The organism is Pontibacillus yanchengensis (assembly GCF_009856295.1).
Taxonomy (GTDB): domain Bacteria; phylum Bacillota; class Bacilli; order Bacillales; family BH030062; genus Pontibacillus; species Pontibacillus yanchengensis_A.
In genome coordinates this window covers 46072-67132 of the sequence record NZ_WMEU01000008.1, presented here as the reverse complement: position 1 = coordinate 67132, position 21061 = coordinate 46072, and the positions used below count along the sequence as shown (strand labels likewise).

The 21061-nt window shown below is 38.0% G+C and carries 21 protein-coding genes and 2 riboswitches; of the genes, 19 read left to right on the top strand and 2 right to left on the bottom strand.

Annotated elements, in window-relative coordinates; genetic code table 11:
- Positions 1-93 precede the first annotated feature (93 nt).
- Positions 94-417 carry a hypothetical protein gene (locus GLW08_RS18755; RefSeq protein ID WP_160850159.1) on the top strand — a complete coding sequence of 108 codons (324 nt, stop codon included), beginning with the start codon at positions 94-96 and terminating at the stop codon, positions 415-417.
- Here GLW08_RS18755 and GLW08_RS18750 read toward each other — a convergent pair whose 3' ends face one another.
- Positions 418-831 carry a TlpA family protein disulfide reductase gene (locus GLW08_RS18750; RefSeq protein WP_160850158.1) on the bottom strand — a complete coding sequence of 138 codons (414 nt, stop codon included), beginning with the start codon at positions 829-831 and terminating at the stop codon, positions 418-420.
- Positions 832-1059: 228 nt separating this feature from the next.
- Positions 1060-1166, top strand: a riboswitch (SAM riboswitch).
- Positions 1167-1352: 186 nt separating this feature from the next.
- On the opposite strand from GLW08_RS18750, the gene GLW08_RS18745 reads away from it, so the two are divergent.
- The 18 genes from GLW08_RS18745 (at position 1353) to GLW08_RS18665 (ending at position 19867) form a co-directional block, all read left to right on the top strand.
- Positions 1353-2381: a methionine ABC transporter ATP-binding protein gene (locus tag GLW08_RS18745; RefSeq protein ID WP_160850157.1), complete on the top strand. Its 1029-nt coding sequence runs from the start codon at positions 1353-1355 to the stop codon at positions 2379-2381.
- On the top strand, positions 2371-3039 hold the full coding sequence (locus tag GLW08_RS18740; protein WP_160850156.1) for a methionine ABC transporter permease: 669 nt from the start codon (positions 2371-2373) through the stop codon (positions 3037-3039). The genes GLW08_RS18745 and GLW08_RS18740 overlap by 11 nt, the downstream gene beginning before the upstream one ends.
- Positions 3040-3055: 16 nt before the next feature.
- The gene (locus GLW08_RS18735; protein WP_160850155.1) at positions 3056-3943 is read left to right on the top strand and encodes a MetQ/NlpA family ABC transporter substrate-binding protein; all 888 of its coding nucleotides are present in this window, start codon (positions 3056-3058) and stop codon (positions 3941-3943) included.
- 83 nt (positions 3944-4026) lie between these two features.
- A complete protein-coding gene (locus GLW08_RS18730; RefSeq protein WP_160850154.1) occupies positions 4027-4401 on the top strand; it encodes a carboxymuconolactone decarboxylase family protein in 375 nt (124 codons plus the stop codon).
- Positions 4402-4644: 243 nt separating this feature from the next.
- Positions 4645-4785 (top strand): hypothetical protein, encoded by a 141-nt coding sequence (locus GLW08_RS21710; protein ID WP_202410207.1) that lies wholly within the window; start codon positions 4645-4647, stop codon positions 4783-4785.
- A 542-nt stretch (positions 4786-5327) separates the two neighbouring features.
- Entirely contained in the window at positions 5328-6107 is a 780-nt protein-coding gene (sufC, locus tag GLW08_RS18725) for a Fe-S cluster assembly ATPase SufC (RefSeq protein ID WP_160850153.1), read from the top strand.
- An 18-nt stretch (positions 6108-6125) separates the two neighbouring features.
- Positions 6126-7445, top strand: a complete 1320-nt coding sequence (gene sufD, locus GLW08_RS18720; protein WP_160850152.1) for a Fe-S cluster assembly protein SufD — start codon at positions 6126-6128, stop codon at positions 7443-7445.
- Positions 7445-8665 carry a cysteine desulfurase gene (locus tag GLW08_RS18715; RefSeq protein ID WP_160850151.1) on the top strand — a complete coding sequence of 407 codons (1221 nt, stop codon included), beginning with the start codon at positions 7445-7447 and terminating at the stop codon, positions 8663-8665. Before sufD ends, GLW08_RS18715 begins: the two co-directional genes overlap by 1 nt.
- Positions 8655-9092, top strand: a complete 438-nt coding sequence (gene sufU / locus GLW08_RS18710; RefSeq protein ID WP_160850150.1) for a Fe-S cluster assembly sulfur transfer protein SufU — start codon at positions 8655-8657, stop codon at positions 9090-9092. The genes GLW08_RS18715 and sufU overlap by 11 nt, the downstream gene beginning before the upstream one ends.
- 40 nt (positions 9093-9132) lie before the next feature.
- Positions 9133-10530 carry a Fe-S cluster assembly protein SufB gene (gene sufB / locus GLW08_RS18705; protein WP_160850149.1) on the top strand — a complete coding sequence of 466 codons (1398 nt, stop codon included), beginning with the start codon at positions 9133-9135 and terminating at the stop codon, positions 10528-10530.
- Positions 10531-11212: 682 nt separating this feature from the next.
- The gene (locus GLW08_RS18700; protein WP_160850148.1) at positions 11213-12037 is read left to right on the top strand and encodes a TSUP family transporter; all 825 of its coding nucleotides are present in this window, start codon (positions 11213-11215) and stop codon (positions 12035-12037) included.
- A gap of 12 nt (positions 12038-12049) precedes the next feature.
- Entirely contained in the window at positions 12050-13441 is a 1392-nt protein-coding gene (locus GLW08_RS18695; RefSeq protein WP_160850147.1) for a bifunctional metallophosphatase/5'-nucleotidase, read from the top strand.
- 59 nt (positions 13442-13500) lie between these two features.
- On the top strand, positions 13501-13815 hold the full coding sequence (locus GLW08_RS18690; RefSeq protein WP_160850146.1) for a YunC family protein: 315 nt from the start codon (positions 13501-13503) through the stop codon (positions 13813-13815).
- A 210-nt stretch (positions 13816-14025) separates the two neighbouring features.
- Positions 14026-15129, top strand: a complete 1104-nt coding sequence (locus GLW08_RS18685) for an HD-GYP domain-containing protein (RefSeq protein WP_160850145.1) — start codon at positions 14026-14028, stop codon at positions 15127-15129.
- A gap of 101 nt (positions 15130-15230) precedes the next feature.
- Positions 15231-16016, top strand: coding sequence for a sporulation protein YunB (gene yunB, locus GLW08_RS18680; protein WP_160850144.1), 786 nt, complete (start codon positions 15231-15233; stop codon positions 16014-16016).
- A gap of 61 nt (positions 16017-16077) precedes the next feature.
- Positions 16078-16262, top strand: a riboswitch (Lysine riboswitch).
- Positions 16263-16483: 221 nt separating this feature from the next.
- Entirely contained in the window at positions 16484-18028 is a 1545-nt protein-coding gene (locus tag GLW08_RS18675; RefSeq protein ID WP_160850143.1) for a Na+/H+ antiporter NhaC family protein, read from the top strand.
- A gap of 226 nt (positions 18029-18254) precedes the next feature.
- Positions 18255-19769: a sodium-dependent transporter gene (locus tag GLW08_RS18670; RefSeq protein ID WP_160850142.1), complete on the top strand. Its 1515-nt coding sequence runs from the start codon at positions 18255-18257 to the stop codon at positions 19767-19769.
- Complete coding sequence (locus tag GLW08_RS18665) at positions 19769-19867, top strand: methionine/alanine import family NSS transporter small subunit (RefSeq protein ID WP_084103181.1); 99 nt, start codon at positions 19769-19771, stop codon at positions 19865-19867. The genes GLW08_RS18670 and GLW08_RS18665 overlap by 1 nt, the downstream gene beginning before the upstream one ends.
- A gap of 150 nt (positions 19868-20017) precedes the next feature.
- Here the strand turns inward: GLW08_RS18665 and GLW08_RS18660 are convergent, their stop codons facing one another.
- Positions 20018-20989 (bottom strand): M23 family metallopeptidase, encoded by a 972-nt coding sequence (locus GLW08_RS18660; protein ID WP_237458508.1) that lies wholly within the window; start codon positions 20987-20989, stop codon positions 20018-20020.
- Between the last annotated feature and the right edge of the window lie 72 nt (positions 20990-21061).

Here is a 21061-nt window from a genome sequence, read left to right as displayed (position 1 = left end):
GGCAGGAAGTTTGCTAGTTGCTGGGCTCAAGAGCTAGACATGTAAGCGCCAGAACTTATAATTTCTTTACTTTTGATAAAAAGGAGAGGGCCAATGAATGCCAAGGAGTTGTATGCGTGGTTGGATAGGGTAGAAAAGCGTAATGATTTAGGTCCTTTATTACATGATAGATCATTGGTGGTTTCGTTTTATAGTAATTGTGAGCAGATTTGTTTAGAAATAGAGAATGGAAAATGCTTACTTCATGATATAAAAGGTAGGAACGTTCAGGTAATCGTTGAAGCAGATAGCTATACGTTACAGCTAATATGGAGTGGCGAAATAAAGTTATTAAAGGTGCCCAAACATTTAATAAAAATGAATGGGCGATATAAAGATGTTTTATTGATTGAGGCACTTTTTCACTTGTCTGCTTGATTAGACAAGTTTACTTCCAATAGCTTCAACGATTTCCAGGAACTGTGCTTGGTCACCAAACTGTTTGACAATCTCACCATTTCTATTAATAAGGACCGTGGTAGGTACACCCTGGCAGTTGTAAGCGTCATATATTTCTGTTCCTTTGTCAAAAAGTATGGGTTGCGTCAAAAATTTATTTGCATAATCGATGCCTTCTTGGGCATTTCGTTCTCTTCCCACGACATTTATCGTAATCATTTTTACTTTATCATGGTCCATTGATTGGAAAAGTTGCTCTTTTTTGGGTAAATCTCTACCGCTATCAGGACACCATGACGTCCAGAATGTAAGCACAACATTATTCCCTAAATCATCTTCTAAACTATATATTTCTCCATTCATGTCTTGTAATTCAAAGATAGGGGCTTTCATAATCAAACTCCTTTATATTGACGAATATTCATCCACATGCTAACATAAATCACACTCTTATTAGAATCAACTTATTCATACTATTTCCTAATTAAGAGACATTGATATCAGTTGTGGAAACATATAAAGTTTTAATGTTAAACTTCTTGACCTTATAAGTTTAACCATGCTAGAATCAATTTTAGTGAATAAGTAAGTTAATGCTTTAATTAAATAAAGAACGTGAATCTCTTATCACGAGAGGCGGAGGGACTGGCCCTATGAAGCCCGGCAACCATCAACCATGTTTGAAAGGTGCCAAATCCTGCTAAGTTTTAGACTTAGATAGATGAGAGGACGAAGTGTTTACACATAAACCTTTTTGTCCTCTTGGGCAGAAAGGTTTTTTATTTAAAAAGTAAGAAAGCTTTTAGCACTTACGCTTGTCTTGTCTAAGTAAACCTAAACAATATTTTAACTCTTCAACCATAAATCCAAGTAAAATTATCAGTATAGTCGGAGCAAAAGGGAGGTAATCGACATTGATTTCAATTAAGGAATTACAAAAAGTATTTCAGTCCAGTTCAGGAAATGTTCAAGCGGTTGATGATGTAAGCTTAGATATCGAAAAAGGTGAAATATTTGGAGTGATTGGGTACAGTGGTGCTGGAAAGAGTACATTTATCCGCTTACTCAATCGCCTTGAGGACCCAACTAGTGGAGAAGTCATAATAGATGGAAACGATATTTCAAAACTAAGAGGTAAAGGTCTTCGACATGCAAGACAAGAAATAGGAATGATCTATCAACATTTTAATTTACTTTGGTCAAGAACAGTTAAGGAGAATATTGGTTTTCCGCTTGAGATTGCCAATGTTTCTAAACAAGATAGAGAACAACGAGTAAATGAACTTGTTGATCTAGTTGGACTGTCTGGAAGAGAAAATGCATATCCTTCTCAACTTAGCGGTGGACAAAAGCAAAGAGTTGGGATTGCAAGAGCACTAGCAAATAAACCAAAGGTTCTTTTATGTGACGAGGCAACATCTGCACTTGATCCTGAAACGACGGATTCTATATTAGATCTTCTAACAGATATCAATAAGAAACTTGGCTTGACCATTATTCTAATTACACATGAGATGCATGTTATCCGTAAAATTAGTAACCGTGTAGCTGTAATGGAAGAGGGACGAGTTGTGGAACAAGGTGATGTTTTAGATGTGTTTCGGAATCCTCAACAAAAGGTGACCAAGCGATTTGTTGAACAAGTCATGGGTGATCGAGACCAAGATGATTCGTTACAGGAAATTCTTACACAATATGATTCAGGTCATATAGTAAAACTTCATTTTGTAGGAGAGAAGACAAACCAGGCAGTCATTAGTGAGGTAGCAAAACAATATGATATCTCTATTAACATTCTGCAGGGTAAAATCACTCAGACTCAAAAAGGGGCTTATGGAACCTTGGTCGTTCACCTAACTGGAGAAGAACAAGTTATACAAGAGGCCATTCAATATATTTCTGAAACATCGGTCAAAGTTGAGGTGAATCCAAATGCTTCGTAGTTTATTTCCAAATGTAAAAATGGCAGACTTGATAGAAGCAACGAAGGAAACTATATATATGACAGGCATTTCTGTCTTAGGTACATTTATTTTTGGGATTGCTCTTGGGTTACTTTTATATTTAACTGCAAAAGATGGATTATGGGCAAATAAAATACTGAATTTCATTGTAGCTACGGTAGTCAACGTGTTTAGAGCGATTCCATTTATCATCTTAATATTGTTGTTATTCCCTTTTACGGAATTCCTAATTGGAACCATCAGAGGTCCTAATGCAGCGTTACCTGCCCTGATTATTGGAGCTTCCCCTTTTTATGGAAGGATGGTAGAGATAGCACTGAAGGAAGTTGATAAAGGTGTCATTGAGGCAGCCAAAGGTATGGGTGCAAAGACATCGACTATTATTTTCAAGGTTCTCTTGCCAGAATCAATGCCTGCACTAATATCAGGGATAACAGTTACAGCTATTGCACTTATTAGTTATACAGCGATGGCTGGTGTTATTGGTGCAGGAGGCTTAGGTGACCTAGCTTACTTGAAGGGTTTCCAGAGATGGGATTTTGATGTTGTATTAGTAAGTACCATTTTAATAGTATTAATCGTTTTCTTATTTCAATTTCTAGGCGATTATGTATCAAATAAATTAGATAAACGATAAAAAGGAGAGAGAAATCATGAAAAAATTTCTAACACTACTTGCAAGTACATTATTTATTTTAGTACTAGCAGCTTGCGGAACTTCTGAGGGTAACTCTGAAGAATCATCAAATGGGAACTCATCCGACTCAGCATCAGAGGAAGGTTCTTCTGATCAACAAAGTGAGGAAGTAAAAGAACTGACAATTGGCGCTTCAAGCACTCCACATGCTGAGATTCTTGAAGAAGCAAAACCACTTTTGAAAGAAAAAGGAATTAAACTAAACATTGAAACGTACCAGGATTATATTCTGCCAAATAAAGATCTATCTAGTGGGGCTATTGATGCCAACTACTTCCAACACACACCATATCTTGAAGACCAGAAAAAAGAATTTGGATATGACTTCGCAAGCATTGGTCCAGTTCACATAGAACCAATGGGAGTTTACTCAAAAAATATTAACAGCATTGACGAGATTCCAAAGGGAACAGAAGTGATTATGAGTCGTTCTGTAGCTGACCATGGACGTATTCTTTCTCTATTCGAATCAAAGGGTATTATCGAGTTAAAAGAAGGTATAGATAAGAAAAGTGCAAAAATCGAGGATATCGCCAAAAATCCTAAAAACCTAAAGTTCTCTGCTGATGTTGATGCAGGTCTACTACCTCAAAACTATGAGCGTGAAGAAGATGCATTAGTAGCTATTAACACAAACTATGCAATTGAAGCAGGGTTGAACCCAACAGAAGATTCTCTATTTATGGAAGGTTCAGAATCACCTTATGCAAACTTACTTGTTACAAAGTCAGAAAACAAAGATAGCAAAGCGCTTCAAACTGTTTTAGAAGTTCTACAATCTGAGGAAATTAAGCAATTTATGAAAGAGAAATACAACGGTGCCATCGTGCCTGTTAGTAAATAAGTAATTTATTTCCCTCCACGGATAATCTATAGTATGTAGGTCATACTATTCGTAGTTAATTATTATCCTTGGAGGGATTTTTTATGGACCAAAAACAACACCAAGCAATGAATACAAGTGAACAGGCGTTATTTGACTATAAGCATGGTATGGGAACTTTCTCTACACATTTACCTGACGTAGCACATCATTTTAGTAAGTTTACAGAAGCGTGTTTTGCAGAAGGAACTTTATCACAGAAAGAAAAGCAATTGATTGCTCTTGGCATTAGTGTTGTAGCTCAAGATGAGTATTGCATGATCTACCATACAAAAGGTTGCCTTGATCATGGTGCTTCTTACGAAGAAATGATGGAAGCATGTGGAGTATCTGCTGCGTTCGGCGGAGGGGCTGCTTTAAGCCAAGCTGTAACCCTTGTGCAAGAAAGTATTCATGAATTGCAAGAAAATAAACACTAGTAACAAAACTTGAATAAATTTAAGCAAATTAAAGAAATATCGATGAATTATATGGTGTGTCTAGGTATTAATTCTGTTCGTGATGTCTCACTTGCAAACAGGTGAAAATAGATGTAAACGCCTTTTGTGAAGGGAGTTTCCCTATGGTAAAATTTATTTTGTAAACATTGATAAATTTGAAGGGATGGATTCACTATTAGTGACCAATTGAACTTGAATTACACAAATGAGATGGAAAAGGCAATGCACCAATCTCATGGTATGGGCTACGCGGAATACAGTCGTCGATTAGACCAACGTCTTAAGGTTGAACAACGGCGACAGCAAGAGTTTGAACAAAGTCAAAGAATCGTAGCTGAAGTTGATCGGAAAATACATCGCTAAGAATCCTATCTATACATTATTAAGATAAATTAGAAAACAGGCGACCTTTAGTCGCCTGTTTTTATTGAAGGATGAAAGAATGTAGAATCTGGTTCATACTTGTCTAGCTCTAACATCCAGCTACTGGTATGATCCCTCTTCTATAATCGATCGATATCAATCAACATCGAATCTCACTTTTCTTGTTTTCTGGGACAAGTTTCCCATAAACTCCAGTATAATTGTTGCTCTAGAGCGTTTTTAGTAGTTCATTTTAAGTTAGTCTGAAGTGATGAATCCATAACCCTACTTGTTTTCAAACCATATAGAAGTTGTTATCATATGGAAGTAGTGTTTTTTCATTATAATAAGGAAGAAACTTGGCCTTTTTCTCATTTATTATCACTTCATTACAGGTAATTTGTTCTAATGATTACCAGTAAGGGAAAACAGTTGATAATAATTTTAATTTGATATAAGATTGTTAATGAGAATAGATTGAGAATGAAACATGAGGTCCTCAAATCGAAGCATATAAAAGACATGATATTGGAGGTATTTAGATGGCAGGATCAACTCTAGAAATTAAAGATCTTCATGTAGAAATTGAAGGTAAAGAAATATTAAAAGGCGTAAACCTTACACTTACAGGTGGCGAATTCCATGCAGTAATGGGACCAAACGGTACAGGTAAATCTACGCTAGCATCAGCGATCATGGGACATCCTAAATATGAAATCACAAGTGGTTCTATTACACTTGATGGAGAAGATGTTCTTGAAATGGAAGTTGATGAACGTGCTCAAGCAGGTCTATTCCTAGCCATGCAGTATCCAAGTGAAATTTCCGGAGTAACAAACTCCGATTTCTTGCGTTCTTCTATTAACTCTAAACGTGAAGAAGGCGACGAGATTAATCTAATGAAGTTCATTAAAGAAATGGACGATAACATGGATTATCTTGATATTGATAAAAATATGGCACAACGTTATCTAAACGAAGGATTCTCAGGTGGCGAGAAAAAGCGTAACGAAATCCTACAGTTAATGATGCTTAAGCCAGAAATCGGCATCCTTGATGAAATTGACTCTGGTCTTGACATCGACGCATTAAAAGTTGTTGCAAAAGGTATCAATAAGATGCGTGACGACCAATTCGGTTGCTTAATCATTACTCACTATCAGCGTCTATTGAACTACATTACACCTGATCAAGTACATGTGATGATGCAAGGTCGTATTGTGAAATCTGGTGGGCCGGAACTAGCACAGCGTCTAGAAGCAGAAGGCTATGATTGGATTAAGCAAGAGCTAGGCATTGAAGATGAAACAATAGAAGCGTAATCAGTTAGGAGGGATATCATGACTGTTGAAATTCAACAACTTCCATACGACAAACAATATGTCACCCAATATTCAGAAAAACGAAACGAACCAAAATGGATGACCGACCTTCGCGTAAATGCGTTGGAGGAAGCTGATTCGCTAGCAATGCCTAAGCCTGATAAAACGAAGATTGATAAATGGAATTTCTCTCGTTTTACTCACGATGTTGAAGGTCAAGCCATTTCATCATTAGATGAACTTCCTGAATCAATCCAAAGCTTTTTGGATCAGGAAGATAATAAGAATACGAATCAGAATCTAGTCATTCAACGCAACCATTCTGTAGCTTATGCATCCTTATCACAAAACTTACAAGATAAAGGTGTTATATTCACTGATATTTTTACTGCTATGGCAGAGCATAGTGAATTAGTTCAGAAATATTATATGACTGATGGTGTTCAAAGTAACGAGAATCGCCTGACATCCTTACATGCTGCTCTAATGAATGGTGGTATCTTCTTATACGTTCCGAAAAACGTAGAAGTTGATGAACCGATTCAATCTATCTTTTGGCAAGAAGATTTAGAAGCAGGTCTAAACAATCATGTGTTGGTTGTAGCAGAAGAAGGTAGTTCCGTCACTTACGTCGAGAACTATATTTCTCATAATGAAAGCGAAGAGACTTTTGCTAACATTGTTACGGAAGCTATTGCGAAAGATAATGCCAAGATTTCTTTTGGAGCAATTGACAACTTTGCTCACGGCACGACCACTTACGTAAATCGTCGTGGCGTTGCTTATCGCGATGCTCGTATCGAATGGGCATTAGGCCAAATGAATGATGGTAATACAGTGAGCGAAAACTTCACTTACCTGATGGGAGACAATGCCTACGGTGATGCTAAAACTGTATCTGTAGGTCGTGGCGATCAAAAGCAAAACTTCACTACAAACATTGTTCACTATGGTAAGGAATCTGAAGGATATATTTTACAACATGGCGTTATGAGAGATAAGGCTAGTGCTATCTTCAATGGTGTAGGAAAAATTGAACATGGTGCTACAAAGTCAAACGCTGAGCAAGAATCCCGTGTTCTAATGCTTAGTAAAGATGCTCGCGGTGACGCTAACCCTATTCTTCTAATTGAAGAAGATGATGTTACAGCTGGTCACGCTGCATCTGTTGGCCGTGTTGACCCGGTTCAACTGTTCTATCTAATGAGCCGTGGTATTCCGAAAAAAGAAGCTGAGCGCCTTGTCATTCATGGTTTCTTAGCTCCAGTTGTGAAACAACTTCCAATTGAAGCTGTAAAAAATCAACTTCGTGAAGTAATTGAAAGGAAGGTATACTAATGGATGTAAATAAAGTTCGCCAATCTTTCCCGATTTTACATCAGGAAGTAAATGGCCATCCTTTAGTATATTTAGATAGCGCTGCAACATCTCAGAAATCACAACAAGTTATTGATTCCATTGATCAATATTATAAAGAATACAATTCCAATGTGCATCGCGGCGTTCATACCTTAGGTACCAAAGCTACCGATGGGTATGAAGGCGCCCGTGATAAAGTAAGACGCTTTATTAATGCAAAAAGCACCCAGGAAATAATCTTCACTAGAGGAACAACGACATCCATCAACACAGTAGCCTATAGCTATGGCAGAACGAATCTCCAAGAAGGAGATGAAATCGTTATTACACCAATGGAACATCATAGTAATATCATTCCTTGGCAACAAACTGCTAAAGCTACTGGGGCAACGCTTAAATATATTCCTTTACAAGAAGATGGAACCATTTCTTTAGATGATGTGAAAGACACCATTACGGATAACACGAAAATTGTTGCAATGATGCATGTTTCTAACGTCTTAGGGACAATTAATCCGATTAAAGAGGTAACAGATATTGCTCATCAGCACGGTGCTGTTATGCTAGTAGATGGAGCCCAAAGTGCACCACATATGCGTGTTGATGTTCAGGATTTAGATTGCGATTTTTTCGCATTCTCTGGACATAAAATGGGAGGACCTACTGGTATTGGAGTGCTTTACGGCAAAAAGCATATACTAGAGAAAATGGAGCCAGTTGAATTCGGTGGCGAGATGATTGACTTTGTAAATTGGTATGATTCTACATGGAAAGAGCTACCTTGGAAATTCGAAGGTGGCACTCCAATCATCGCTGGAGCAATAGGTCTAGGTGCTGCAATAGACTTTCTTGAAGAAGTGGGTCTGGATGACATCGAAGCTCATGAGAGAGATCTAGCTCAGTATGCCATGGATAGACTGAAGTCCATCGAAGGTGTTACAATATATGGACCACAGGAACGTGCTGGATTGATAACATTTAACCTAGATGATGTTCATCCACACGATGTGGCGACCGTATTAGATGCAGAAGGAATCGCAGTACGTGCAGGTCATCACTGTGCACAGCCATTAATGAAATGGTTGAATGTATCAGCTACTGCTCGGGCTAGTTTCTATATGTATAATACGAAAGAAGATGTTGATGCATTTGTCGATGGATTACAAAAGACGAAGGAGTTTTTCGGAGATGTCTTTTAATAATCTCGATCAACTGTACAGACAGGTCATTATGGATCACTACAAAAACCCTCGTAACAAAGGGTCTTTAGAGGGTGAACATTTGGCAGTAGATATGAATAACCCTACTTGTGGTGACCGGATTCAATTACAACTTAAAGTAGAAGAGGGAATTGTAGAGGATGCAAAATTTGATGGGGAAGGCTGTTCCATTTCTCTTTCATCTGCCTCTATGATGACGCAAGCTATAAAAGGAAAAAAAGTAGAAGACGCAGTAGAGATGTCCAAAGTTTTTTCTGATATAATGCAGGGAAAAGAATTAGATAAGGACATGGAAGAGCTAGGCGATATTCAGGCATTACAGGGTGTTGCTAAATTCCCAGCACGTATTAAATGTGCTACCTTGCCATGGAAGGCCATGGAACAAGGTGTAGAAGAGAAAGAGTAACCTTAGCTCTGTGATTATTACCTAAAGGAGGTTTTGATCGATGGCAAAGAAAGAACCAGAAGTTGGCGAATATCAATATGGGTTTCATGATAAAGACGTATCCATCTTTCGTACCCAACGCGGTCTAACAGAGGATATTGTTCGTGAGATTTCGAATCAAAAAGATGAGCCAGAATGGATGCTTGACTTCCGTTTGAAAGCTCTTAAACAGTTTTATAAAATGCCAATGCCTCAATGGGGCGGCGATTTAAATGAACTTGACTTTGATGAGATTACGTACTACGTAAAACCATCTGAGAATACCGAACGTTCTTGGGATGAAGTTCCTGAAGAAATCAAGCAAACGTTTGATAAATTAGGTATCCCTGAGGCAGAACAAAAGTACCTTGCAGGTGTTTCCGCTCAGTATGAATCTGAGGTTGTGTATCATAACATGCAAGAGGACTTAGAAAATCAAGGTATCGTATTTAAAGATACAGATACGGCACTTAAAGAGAATGAGGATCTTTTCCGTGAATACTTTGGTAAAATCATTCCTCCTGCTGATAACAAATTCGCAGCTCTTAACTCTGCAGTTTGGTCCGGCGGCTCTTTCATTTACGTTCCAAAAGGTGCAAAAGTGGACACTCCACTTCAAGCCTATTTCCGTATTAATTCAGAAAACATGGGACAGTTTGAGCGTACGCTTATCATTGTAGACGAAGAAGCATCTGTTCACTATGTTGAAGGTTGTACAGCTCCAGTTTATACAACAAACTCTCTACACAGTGCGATTGTTGAAATCTATGTTAAAGATAATGCATATTGCCGTTATACAACAATCCAAAACTGGGCAAACAACGTATATAACTTAGTTACCAAGCGTGCGAAAGCTGGCGCTGGTGCAACAATGGAATGGGTAGACGGTAACCTTGGTTCTAAGCTAACTATGAAGTACCCTTCTGTTATTCTAGCAGGTGAAGGCGCACGTGGTATGACGCTTTCTATCGCATTAGCTGGAAAAGGGCAGCACCAAGACGCTGGTGCAAAAATGATTCACCAGGCACCGAACACGTCTTCCACTATCGTTTCTAAATCAATCTCCAAACAAGGTGGTAACGTAACGTACCGTGGTATTGTACAGTTCGGCCGAAAAGCTGAAGGTGCTCGTTCAAACGTTGAATGTGACACGCTAATCATGGACAATAAATCTAAATCAGATACAATCCCTTATAATGAGATTATGAACGAAAACATTTCATTAGAGCACGAAGCGAAAGTTTCTAAGGTATCTGAAGAGCAATTGTTCTACTTGATGAGCCGCGGAATTTCTGAGCAAGAAGCTACAGAAATGATCGTAATGGGCTTCATCGAGCCATTCACAAAAGAACTACCAATGGAATATGCCGTAGAAATGAACCGCCTAATCAAATTCGAGATGGAAGGTTCCATCGGTTAATAAATATAAACAAAAAGAGCTATCCTCATAGGATAGCTCTTTTTTGATACTATTTCATATAAGTCGCATAATCTGGAATACTTGAAATCGAGATAAATTTGGTAATCCCGAAGGAGGAATGTTTCCATAGATTTAGTTAGAATAAAGGTGGTGGGACTATATGTTTCATGCTTTGCAGAACAACCAAGATATCTTTTAATAAAATGTGTTTTGTCACAAAAAGATATGTATTTGCCTAACGAAGAACGTATATCATTTGTGTACACCCACAACAAATGGCGATGTTTCCGTTAAACCAAACGAATGCAAAGATGGGCCTGGAAATGGCGAGACTCCCGCGGAAAAACGGATGTGTCGAGACCCCACAGGGCCGCATTTTGGCCCGAGGAGACGAATCGATCCAGATGAAGTTCGACTCAAACCGTCACATCGTGTGACAACGTCGAACGACCCTACATCCTGTAGGGCCGCAGGAAAGCGAGCTATTTCCAGGCCCATCTTTTCTCTAAATAATACAACGGAAACATTTCTCTTACCCAGATTATCTCGAATCCAAGTCTTCAAGATAATGGGGCAATAATGGAATAAGAGAAGGATTTTAACATCGATTCATGTTTTTATATGGGGAAAGATGATAAGATAAACGTAGAATTAGAGTTAGAATAGAGAGGAATAATTTAAAGTGGTTGCAGTTCTTATTATCATTATTGGTTTCTTTACTGCATTTATTGGAAGTATAGCCGGGATAGGTGGTGGAACCATCCTGGTGCCTAGTCTGTTATTTTTAAATCATTTTTCGGAATCTTTTTCATGGGTAACACCTCAAAAGATTGTAGGAATATCGTTAATTGTAATGGTCTTTACAGGGCTATCTTCCACTATTTCGTATCTAAAAAGTAAACGAATTGATTATAAAATTGGTGTTGTCTTCTTAGTTGGGAGTATTCCAGGTGGAATTTTAGGGTCTTGGTTGAATCAATTTATAGAAGTGAAGCCTTTCACTCTTTTGTTTGGAATTCTCATGATTATTGTATCTTCCTTATTTTTTTTACGTAAAAAAGAAACAAGGCCTCATTCACCTCGGAAGCAGTCGCTGTATGTTCATAGCTCGATCGATTTAGAAGGTCATACGTATCACTACTCTATTCCAATTTTAACAGGTGCCTTCATGGCATTTGGAGTAGGAATATTATCAGGTTTATTTGGAATCGGGGGTGGTTCGTTAATGGTCCCTGCTATGATCTTATTATTTAGGGTACCCCCACATATCGCTACAGCAACATCCATGTTTATGATATTTTTCATGAGCATCCTAAGTTCAACAACTCACATCTTATTAGGACATGTTGCATGGTTTTATACACTGTTATTCATTCCTGGGGCATGGGTTGGTGGAACATTAGGCGCGAAGGTAAACCAAAAAATGAAAAGTGAAACAGTAGTTTGGACTTTAAGGATTCTTCTCATTTTGATTGGTATTCGATTAATTTGGGAAGGTATAGGGTAAGGAGTAGATTGTATGAAAGAGAACATTTTTCTTTACTATACCAACGATTTACATAGTCATTTTGAGAATTGGTCAAAAATTGTAGGTCATTGGAATAAGCAACGAAAGCATCATGAAAAGCGTAACGAGCCGATGTTTCTAATTGATATTGGTGACCATGTGGACCGGTTTCATCCAATTGCAGAAGCGATGCAAGGGAAAGCTAATGTGGAGCTTTTAAATAAAGCTTCTTATGATGTAGCTACAATTGGAAACAATGAGGGAATAACACTTACCCATGAGGATCTTTTTACGCTTTATGATCAAGCAGATTTTGATGTGGTCTGTGCTAATTTAGCAAACAAAGATGGCAAAGATCCAAGCTGGTTAAAACCATACACGTTAAAGGCAACCGAAAATGGAACAACGCTTGGATTAATCGGATTAACGGCACCATTTAAAGCCTTCTATGAGTTGTTAGGTTGGGAAGTAACATCACCATTTGAGCTACTAGATCAAATAGTAATGGAAGTTAAGGAACAAGCTGATATTGTTGTTCTTTTATCTCACTTGGGGATTAATGACGATCAAGAAATAGCCCGCAGGTATGATGATATTGATCTCATTATTGGTGGGCATACTCATCACTTATTTAAAGATGGAGAGAAAATCAATAATACACTACTCACAGCTGCCGGAAAGCATGGAGTCTATGTTGGTGAGGTGGTCCTTTCATGGGATACTGAGCGCAAACAACTTAACCAAAAACAGGCGTATGCTTATGAGGTGAATCATACAGATGAGGATCAAGCTACAAAGGATCAGTTAGCGGAGTATCAAGAAAAGGCAGATGTTATTTTAAGACAACCGGTTGCCCATTTATATACTCCACTTCATGTTAACTGGTTTCAAGAATCCCATATTATGAAGGAACTAGTCCATACATTAAAAGATTGGACAAGTGCTGACTGTGCAATGCTTAATGCTGGAGTCTTGTTGGATGGTTTTAGTCAAGGAGACGTTACGAGAGGAGATATTCACCGAATCTGTCCTCATCCCATGAACCCGTGTAGAGTAGCGTTACAAGGAGATGAACTTCTTGAGGTTGTTCGTCAGGCTCATGCTAAACGGTTTATGGAATTAAAGTTAAAAGGCTTTGGGTTTCGTGGTGAAATTATTGGACGTATGATTTTTTCTGGTATTGAAGTTGTGACAGAAACCGATAGTGAAGGTGATGAGCATGTGAAGCGAGTTACGTTACAAGGTGAAGCAATTGATTTAAATAAAACTTATCAAGTAGCTACAGCTGATACCTTTACATTTGGGAAGCTTCTTCCTGAAATTTCTCACAGTCCTTCCAAGCATTACTACATGCCAGAATTGTTAAGAGACCTACTCACACACACGATTAAAAGAATTACCTAGAAACCGCTCACCTTTTCTCTCCTTCTACATACTTTGTAGAAGAAGGGAGTGTGGTATAGATGGTAACTGTGCAACCTGTGTTTATTGAGGGTAGACCTTTTACAGCTATTTCAGTAAAACTTCCAGAAACAAATTTACTTGTAGTTAGCAACGATGAAGGTTATATCATGTGTGGAGCACTTGATGTGGATCTTCTAAATGAAAAGTTAGCTGACCGAAATATTATTGCAGCCCGTGCTGTAGGGGTTCGTTCTATAGATGAATTATTGAATGCACCGTTGGAAAAAGTCACTATTGGAGCAAAAAATGTAGGCTGGGTTGAGGGAATGATTGGTAAAGAGGCTTTGCTAAAACTTGTCGAAAAAGAAAGATAATAGTATAATTTTTATAATACGAAAGTAATGAACCTTAAGAACCTGTTTGATGTAAATAAGTAACAGGTTCTTTTTGCACTTTTAGACTGTTTAAATGATGTGGGAATAGGTAACAAGGAATCGAGTTCGCCTGAAACGTGCCACTAGTACTATTTGGGAGAATACATCAAGAACATAGAGAGATTTATTTACATTAAGTTGGAGGATATCATGAGACTCATTTCAACGTTTTCTTTAGCTCCAGGTGATGAGCTGTCCAAAACTATTTATAACGAAAATGGCCAAATACTGATTAATTCTGGGGTATCCTTAACGCAAAGAATGATTGAGCGGTTAAATGATATAGGCATAACATACGTCTATATAGAGGATGTAGAAACTGCAGATATTGAAACAATGTTTCCTATTTCTGATCGAGTTAGAACAGATGCTATTAATACTATTAAAAGCACGTTTGATACGATGAAAAAAACAGATGATATCGCAAACGCATTTATATTTGACCGAACGGGTCAGAAAATGATGAATGTTGTTCAACATATTCTGGCTGAGGTGCAGGGCGATCATGAAGTAATAAATCTATTGTCTGATGTGTTTACATATGATGACTACATTTTTACTCATTCTTTAAATGTAACAATCTATGCATTGGCTCTCGGCACAGAACTGGGTTTACCAGCTAAAAGACTAGAGGAGTTAGGCTATGGAGCTATGCTTCATGATGTTGGGAAGACCCTAGTTCCGCGAGATGTTTTATTCAAGCCCGGTAAGTTAACAGACGATGAGTTTCAAATGGTGAAAGAGCATTCAGAAGCGGGATTTAATATGTTACGGAAAACTCCAACTGTCCCGTTAGTAGCAGCCCACTGTGCATACCAACATCATGAACGATTAAATGGGTCAGGTTATCCAAGAGGTTTAGAAGGTGATGATATACATTACTATGCAAAAATTCTAGGTATTGCAGATGTATTTGATGCTGTTACGAGTAATCGGGTTTATCGCAAGGCAATGCTCCCCCATGAAGGACTTGAGATTCTATATTCAGGTGCGGGGACACTTTTTGATATTGATATGATAGAAGCATTTCGAAAAAGTGTAGCTGTATATCCAAATGGACTTACAGTGCTCTTAAGTGATGGAAGAAAAGGCATCGTGTCCAAACAAAATACGGAATTAAGTGATCGCCCGTTCATTCGTATTTTAGAAGAGCAAGGTGAATCTGTATCTGAATACTATGAAATTGATTTGTCAAAAGAACTTAACCTTGTTGTTATTGATTGTGATACCACCTTGTTAAGTAAGAGTGTTTAACTCTTTACTTCCACTGTGATAAAGATTCCTACATAATAAAAATTGAAAAAATAGCAACCCCTGTCCTTAACCTGCATATGTTTTAGGAGAGGGGGTTTTTTATGAAAAAATACAAACCACATCAAAAAGCAATGGCGCCGCCTCCACCGGGACAAATCGCATTCATTACATTAATCTTTTTTATTGTGAGTACATTCGGAAGCTTATGGTTTATAAATAGAAGCATTGAACCAAAGATAATGGAAATCGCCCAACTTAGAACAGAGCAACTTGCCAGGGAAGCAATAATTGAAGCAGTAAATAAAAAAGTAGCTGATGAATTAAATCCTCAAGATATGATAATAGTGGAGAAAGATAATGAAGGAAATACTACTTTTGTGACTTGGAATTCTTCTGCAATCAATAGAGTACAACGTGATACTTATTTTCGAGTTAATCAATTCTTAAAACGATTAGAAGAAGAAGGTGATCGAGTCGATTCTTCATTAGACATCGATATCGATCAAGAAGAACAAGAAACACAAGAAGAAGTAAAAGATAAGCCAACGATTGCATATATTCCATTAGGCCAGGCGACTAATAGTACGATTCTTGCTAACCTGGGTCCTAGAATCCCAGTTCATTTTCAAACAATTGGGGATGTCGAATCGAATGTTATCAATACATTTCGGGAATGGGGGATTAATAATTTGGTATTTGAAGTAAAGGTAAATGTGCAGGTCCGACTTCAAATTGTACTCCCATTTTCAACGGACACAACATTAGTCAATACGGAAATCCTCGTTACACAAGGATCCATCCAAGGGGAGGTACCATATTTCAATGGAGGTAGTGGTGGGGAAGGAACAAATCCATCAATAGAAATTCCAACTAGTCCCTTGCCTTAATTTAAAAATCTTGATATGATATGTAACGTCTTAAAATTGAATTTGCCAAACCTTATCATATCGATGAGGTAGAGGTGCATTTAGTATTAGTAACTCTTTGGAGAATGACAACGTTGATAAAGGGTGAAAGGGCTACTTGCCGAAGTGTGAAAAACTGTCATGTTTTTTACGCTGGTATGTTCTTGAATAAGGAATATACTGTCATGCAAACCGGACGATTGGATTGCATGATGCGCTACTGATCGAGATGGAGGATAACGATATTATTTGCTACTTACAAAGCAGGTAATGATAGGTTATTTACTCTATCATTGCCTGCTTTTTCTATTTTCCTCGCATTTCTTCGATGAACACATAGAATTGGTCTATGTACACAAACAGTATTAGCATCTTGAGATCCATCGTTCCTTTCCTTCATTAGATAGAGTCAACGAAGGAAGACATCAAAACAAAACGGAGGGACAACGATGGAAGGAACGATTTATTCACTCATACCGCCATTTATTATGTTGGTTCTTGTACTGCTAACAAGACAAGTGCTTCTATCCTTGGGAGCAGGGATTATAGTTGGAGCATTTATGCTTCACAACTTCTCTATAGGAGCTTCACTATCTGAAATATGGTCTACATTCTATACTATCTTTTATGCTGATGGTGCGGTTCAATGGGGAAGCCTTTATTTATTATCCTTTTTACTTTTATTAGGGATTACAACAGCATTTATGACTGCTTCTGGAGGCAGCAGAGCGTTTGGAGAATGGGCGATCAAACGCATTCGTACGCGTAAAGGAGCCCAGACCATGCCTGCAATTCTCGGTATTATCATTTTTATTGATGACTATTTTAATAGTTTGGCTATCGGTCAGGTTGCGCGTCCATTAACTGATCAATATAAAATATCTCGGGCGAAACTGGCTTATATTATCGATTCAACTTCAGCTCCGGTCACAGTAATATCTCCAATTTCAAGTTGGGGTGCCTTTATTATTGGTACAATAGGCGGGATTATCTCGACGGAAGGTCTTGCTCAGCTTGGTGAGTTAGAGGCCTTTGTGAAGATGATTCCTTTGAACTTCTATGTATTTGCAGCCATTTTACTAGTATTCTTAACTATATTATTTAGGTTTGATATCGGTTCAATGAAAAAGCATGAACAACGTGCTGAAACAACAGGAGAATTGGTCACAAAAGGGAAAGAAGTACCAGGGGATTTAGATAGTGAGTTTGTTGAACATTCGAACGGGAAGGTCCTCCATTTACTAGCGCCCATTATTACTCTTTTAGTAGCCACTGTCACTGCAATGGTTATCACGGGTGTACAAGGGAGTGAAGGAGAGGTAACGTTACTATCTATCTTCGCCTCAACGAATGTAAACAAATCATTGTTCTTTGGTGGATTATTTGCTGTGTTAACTGGTTTATATCTTTATACGTACCAGGGTAAGCCTAAATCACCTGTCAGAACAGTATTTGTAGAAGGTGTGAAGGCGATGTTACCAGCGATTTATATTCTAATTCTTGCTTGGATGATTGGATCTATTATCGGTGGGCTTGAAACAGGAAGCTTCTTAGCTGAACGAGTGAAACAGGCATCTATTACGGCATCATACCTACCTTTCCTTATCTTCATTGTTGCTGGGATTATGGCATTTGCCACAGGAACCTCTTGGGGAACATTTGGTATTATGCTACCAATTGCAGGAGAAATAGCAGTGAATACGGATGCTGCGATGTTCTTACCATCCTTGGCAGCTGTATTGGCAGGTAGTGTGTTTGGAGATCACTGTTCACCTATCTCAGATACTTCTATTCTTTCTTCGACAGGTGCTGGTTCTAATCATATTGATCACGTTATGACGCAGTTACCTTATGCCTTTATATCTGCTTTAGCTGCAGCAGTTGGATACCTTTTATATGGATTAACAACGAATACGTTTATTTCATTACTAGTAACAATTGTCATTGTATTTATTATTGCATTTTCATTTAAGCCAAAACCACAGAATGCATAGAAAATATGAGACCAGAGCCGGATAATCGGTTCTGGTCTATTTTTCCTATTTTTAAAATTACTGAAAATTTGCGAAACTGCTTTACATTCTTTTATGGGCTGGTTATAATACAAGCAACTGATAGAAAGAAAAGTCAGAATAAAAAAAAGAATTAGAACATTCTCTTATTGGTTCAAGCATATGATTGAATCACGAAAGGGAAAAAGAGTGAAGGGGGATTTTTTTTATGTCACAACGTTCGCAATGGGGTACGAGAGCTGGATTTATTCTAGCTGCAGTAGGATCGGCTATCGGTCTTGGGAACATATGGCGCTTCCCATATGTTGCTTACGACAACGGTGGGGGAGCATTCTTTCTACCTTACCTAATTGCATTATTTACAGCAGGTATCCCGATTCTAATCATGGAATTTATTATGGGACATAAGTATGGTGGTTCATCTCCACTAACATTCTCAAGACTGAATAAAAAGTCAGAGTATGTTGGGTGGCTTCAAGTCTTTATATCATTTGGTATTTCTACGTATTATGCAGTTATCATTGCTTGGGCACTTGCTTATTCGGTGTATTCCTTCAATTTAACGTGGGGAGAGAATACAGGTGAATTCTTAATGGGTAGTTACCTTCAAGCAGGTGAAGTAGGATCTATTGGTGGTATTGTTCCAAGTGTCTTTATACCACTTGTCATTGTATGGGCAGTCGTACTAGCAGTTTTATTTAAAGGTGTGAAAAAGGGAATTGAAGCAGCGAACAAAATCTTCATTCCTGCATTAGTGGTCTTATTCTTAATTATTGTTCTTAGAGCTGTTACATTAGAAGGTGCAGCGCAAGGGCTTAACGCATTCTTTGCACCTGATTGGTCCCAATTAGGCGATCCAAGCGTCTGGACAGCTGCTTATACGCAAATTTTCTTTAGTTTATCTATTTGTTTCGCTATTATGATTACGTATTCTAGTTATTTACCGAAGAAATCAGATCTTACAAATAACGCCTTCATTACTGGTTTAAGTAACTCAGGTTTTGAATTACTTGCTGGTATCGGGGTATTTAGTGCAATTGGATTTGTAGCAGCTTCAACAGGTAATGGGATTGATGATTTTGCGGCAGATGGTGTAGGTCTTGCCTTTGCAATCTTCCCGCAAATTATTAACCAGATGCCTTTCTTGAATGGTTTATTTGGATTCATGTTCTTTGCATCCTTAGTTCTTGCAGGACTTTCCTCACTTATATCCATCAGTGAGACTTATATTGCTGCGTTCCAAGAGAAATTTAATATTTCCAGAACCAAAGCCGTTGCGTTTGGTGGCGGTTTATCTGCTTTAATTTCTATCCTATATGCTACAAAAGGTGGCGTACACATCTTAACTGCTGTTGACCGTTATGTATTGACAGTAGGAGTAGGATTAAGTGGTTTAATTGAGGTTATCATCTTGGCTTGGGTATTGCGTAAAGTTAAAGACCTTCAGGAGCATGCAAACGGTCTATCTCAAATTCGTCTAGGATCATGGTGGACAATTTGCTTAACCGTTATTACACCAATTCTACTCGGTTATATGATGATTGCATCACTATACAGCGAATTCACGGCTCCGTATGTTGATGAATATCCACTTTCATTAGTAGGACCTTGGGGGATGGGAGCTTTAGCATTAGTTATTGTAGTCGCTGCCATCTTCACAAAACTGAAATGGAAAGCGGGAGTAAATCATTCTGTTAACTCAGACGAGGAGGTAGGTAGCTAATGGAAGCAAGTGCGATTATTATGATGATTATTAGTATGGTATTGATTTGGGGAGGATTGGCTGCAAGCATAGCCAATGCGATAAAATCTTCTAAATAATAATGAAAGGATTGGATCTCGATGATCCAATCCTTTTTTCATGTAGGTTTTAAGCAAAGGTCTTTTATTGGACCGTTGATTGTGCAGTTATTTTGATATCTCGAACTTCAAGTCTTCATTATTCATTGTTTGTTTGCTGAATAACTTATTTTACTTATTTTTTTGTTTTCTTGTTTCTCTTTCCCATTTTTTTAACGACGGGTAAGGATCAAATGACCACTCGCTGTATCCGTTATCTTTATACATTCCATAATGGAGATGGGGAGGGAACTTGCCGGATGTACCAGGTGGACCATAGCCACTTGCGCCAACATATCCAATGACATCACCTGGTTTTACAACTTGACCAACTTTTACTCCTTTTTCAAAACCGTTTAAATGGGCAAAATAGTGGTAAATATTGTTGATATCTCTAACGCCTATTCTCCATCCACCAAACTTGTTCCAACCTTTCATTTCAATCACACCATAAGATGTTGCTCGAACAGGGACACCGTAATTCGCAAAGATATCAGTTCCTTCATGTATTCTTCTTCCCCCAAAGCCTCGAGGATCTCCCCATGTATTTTTATAACTATAATTATGAAATAATGGTACTGGAAATATATGATCATTTAATTGATTAGAATTGTAGGTATCAAATACTTTAGCTGTATTCATAATGGTCTGTACGGAAAGATCACGTTGATAATAATTCCAAAGTGCAATCTTAATATCATGAGGAGTATTTCCATATTTTCCAATCCATGATCCTATGGAGTAAAGTATATCTTGATCATTTGTACGATCAGCGATGCCATCCCCATTTCCATCTGTGCCCATCCCATTAAATAATGCGACCTCCTCAAGAGTCAATGCATCTTTCTGACTAGGATTAGATACTCCACTCCACTGTTCTTGCGGGATTGTTATCGCAATCGCTCCATTTGATGCGGGTTTTTTTTGGACATTTCGTTCATATTGGTCAATAGCCGCCAAATAGTACCATGGTATTTGCGTTATAGCTTCCATGCTTTTAAATAAGGTCATTCTTTGCTCAGCAGGATTTTCTTCATTATTTGCTAAAGCAGAAGTAGGAACAAGCACACATAATAATGCTACTATCTTTATGACTTTAAGCAAGCGTCTTTCACCTCCTAATTACTTCGTTACCTTTAGTGTGCGAAATGATAAGAAAAACATGATTGGTAAATG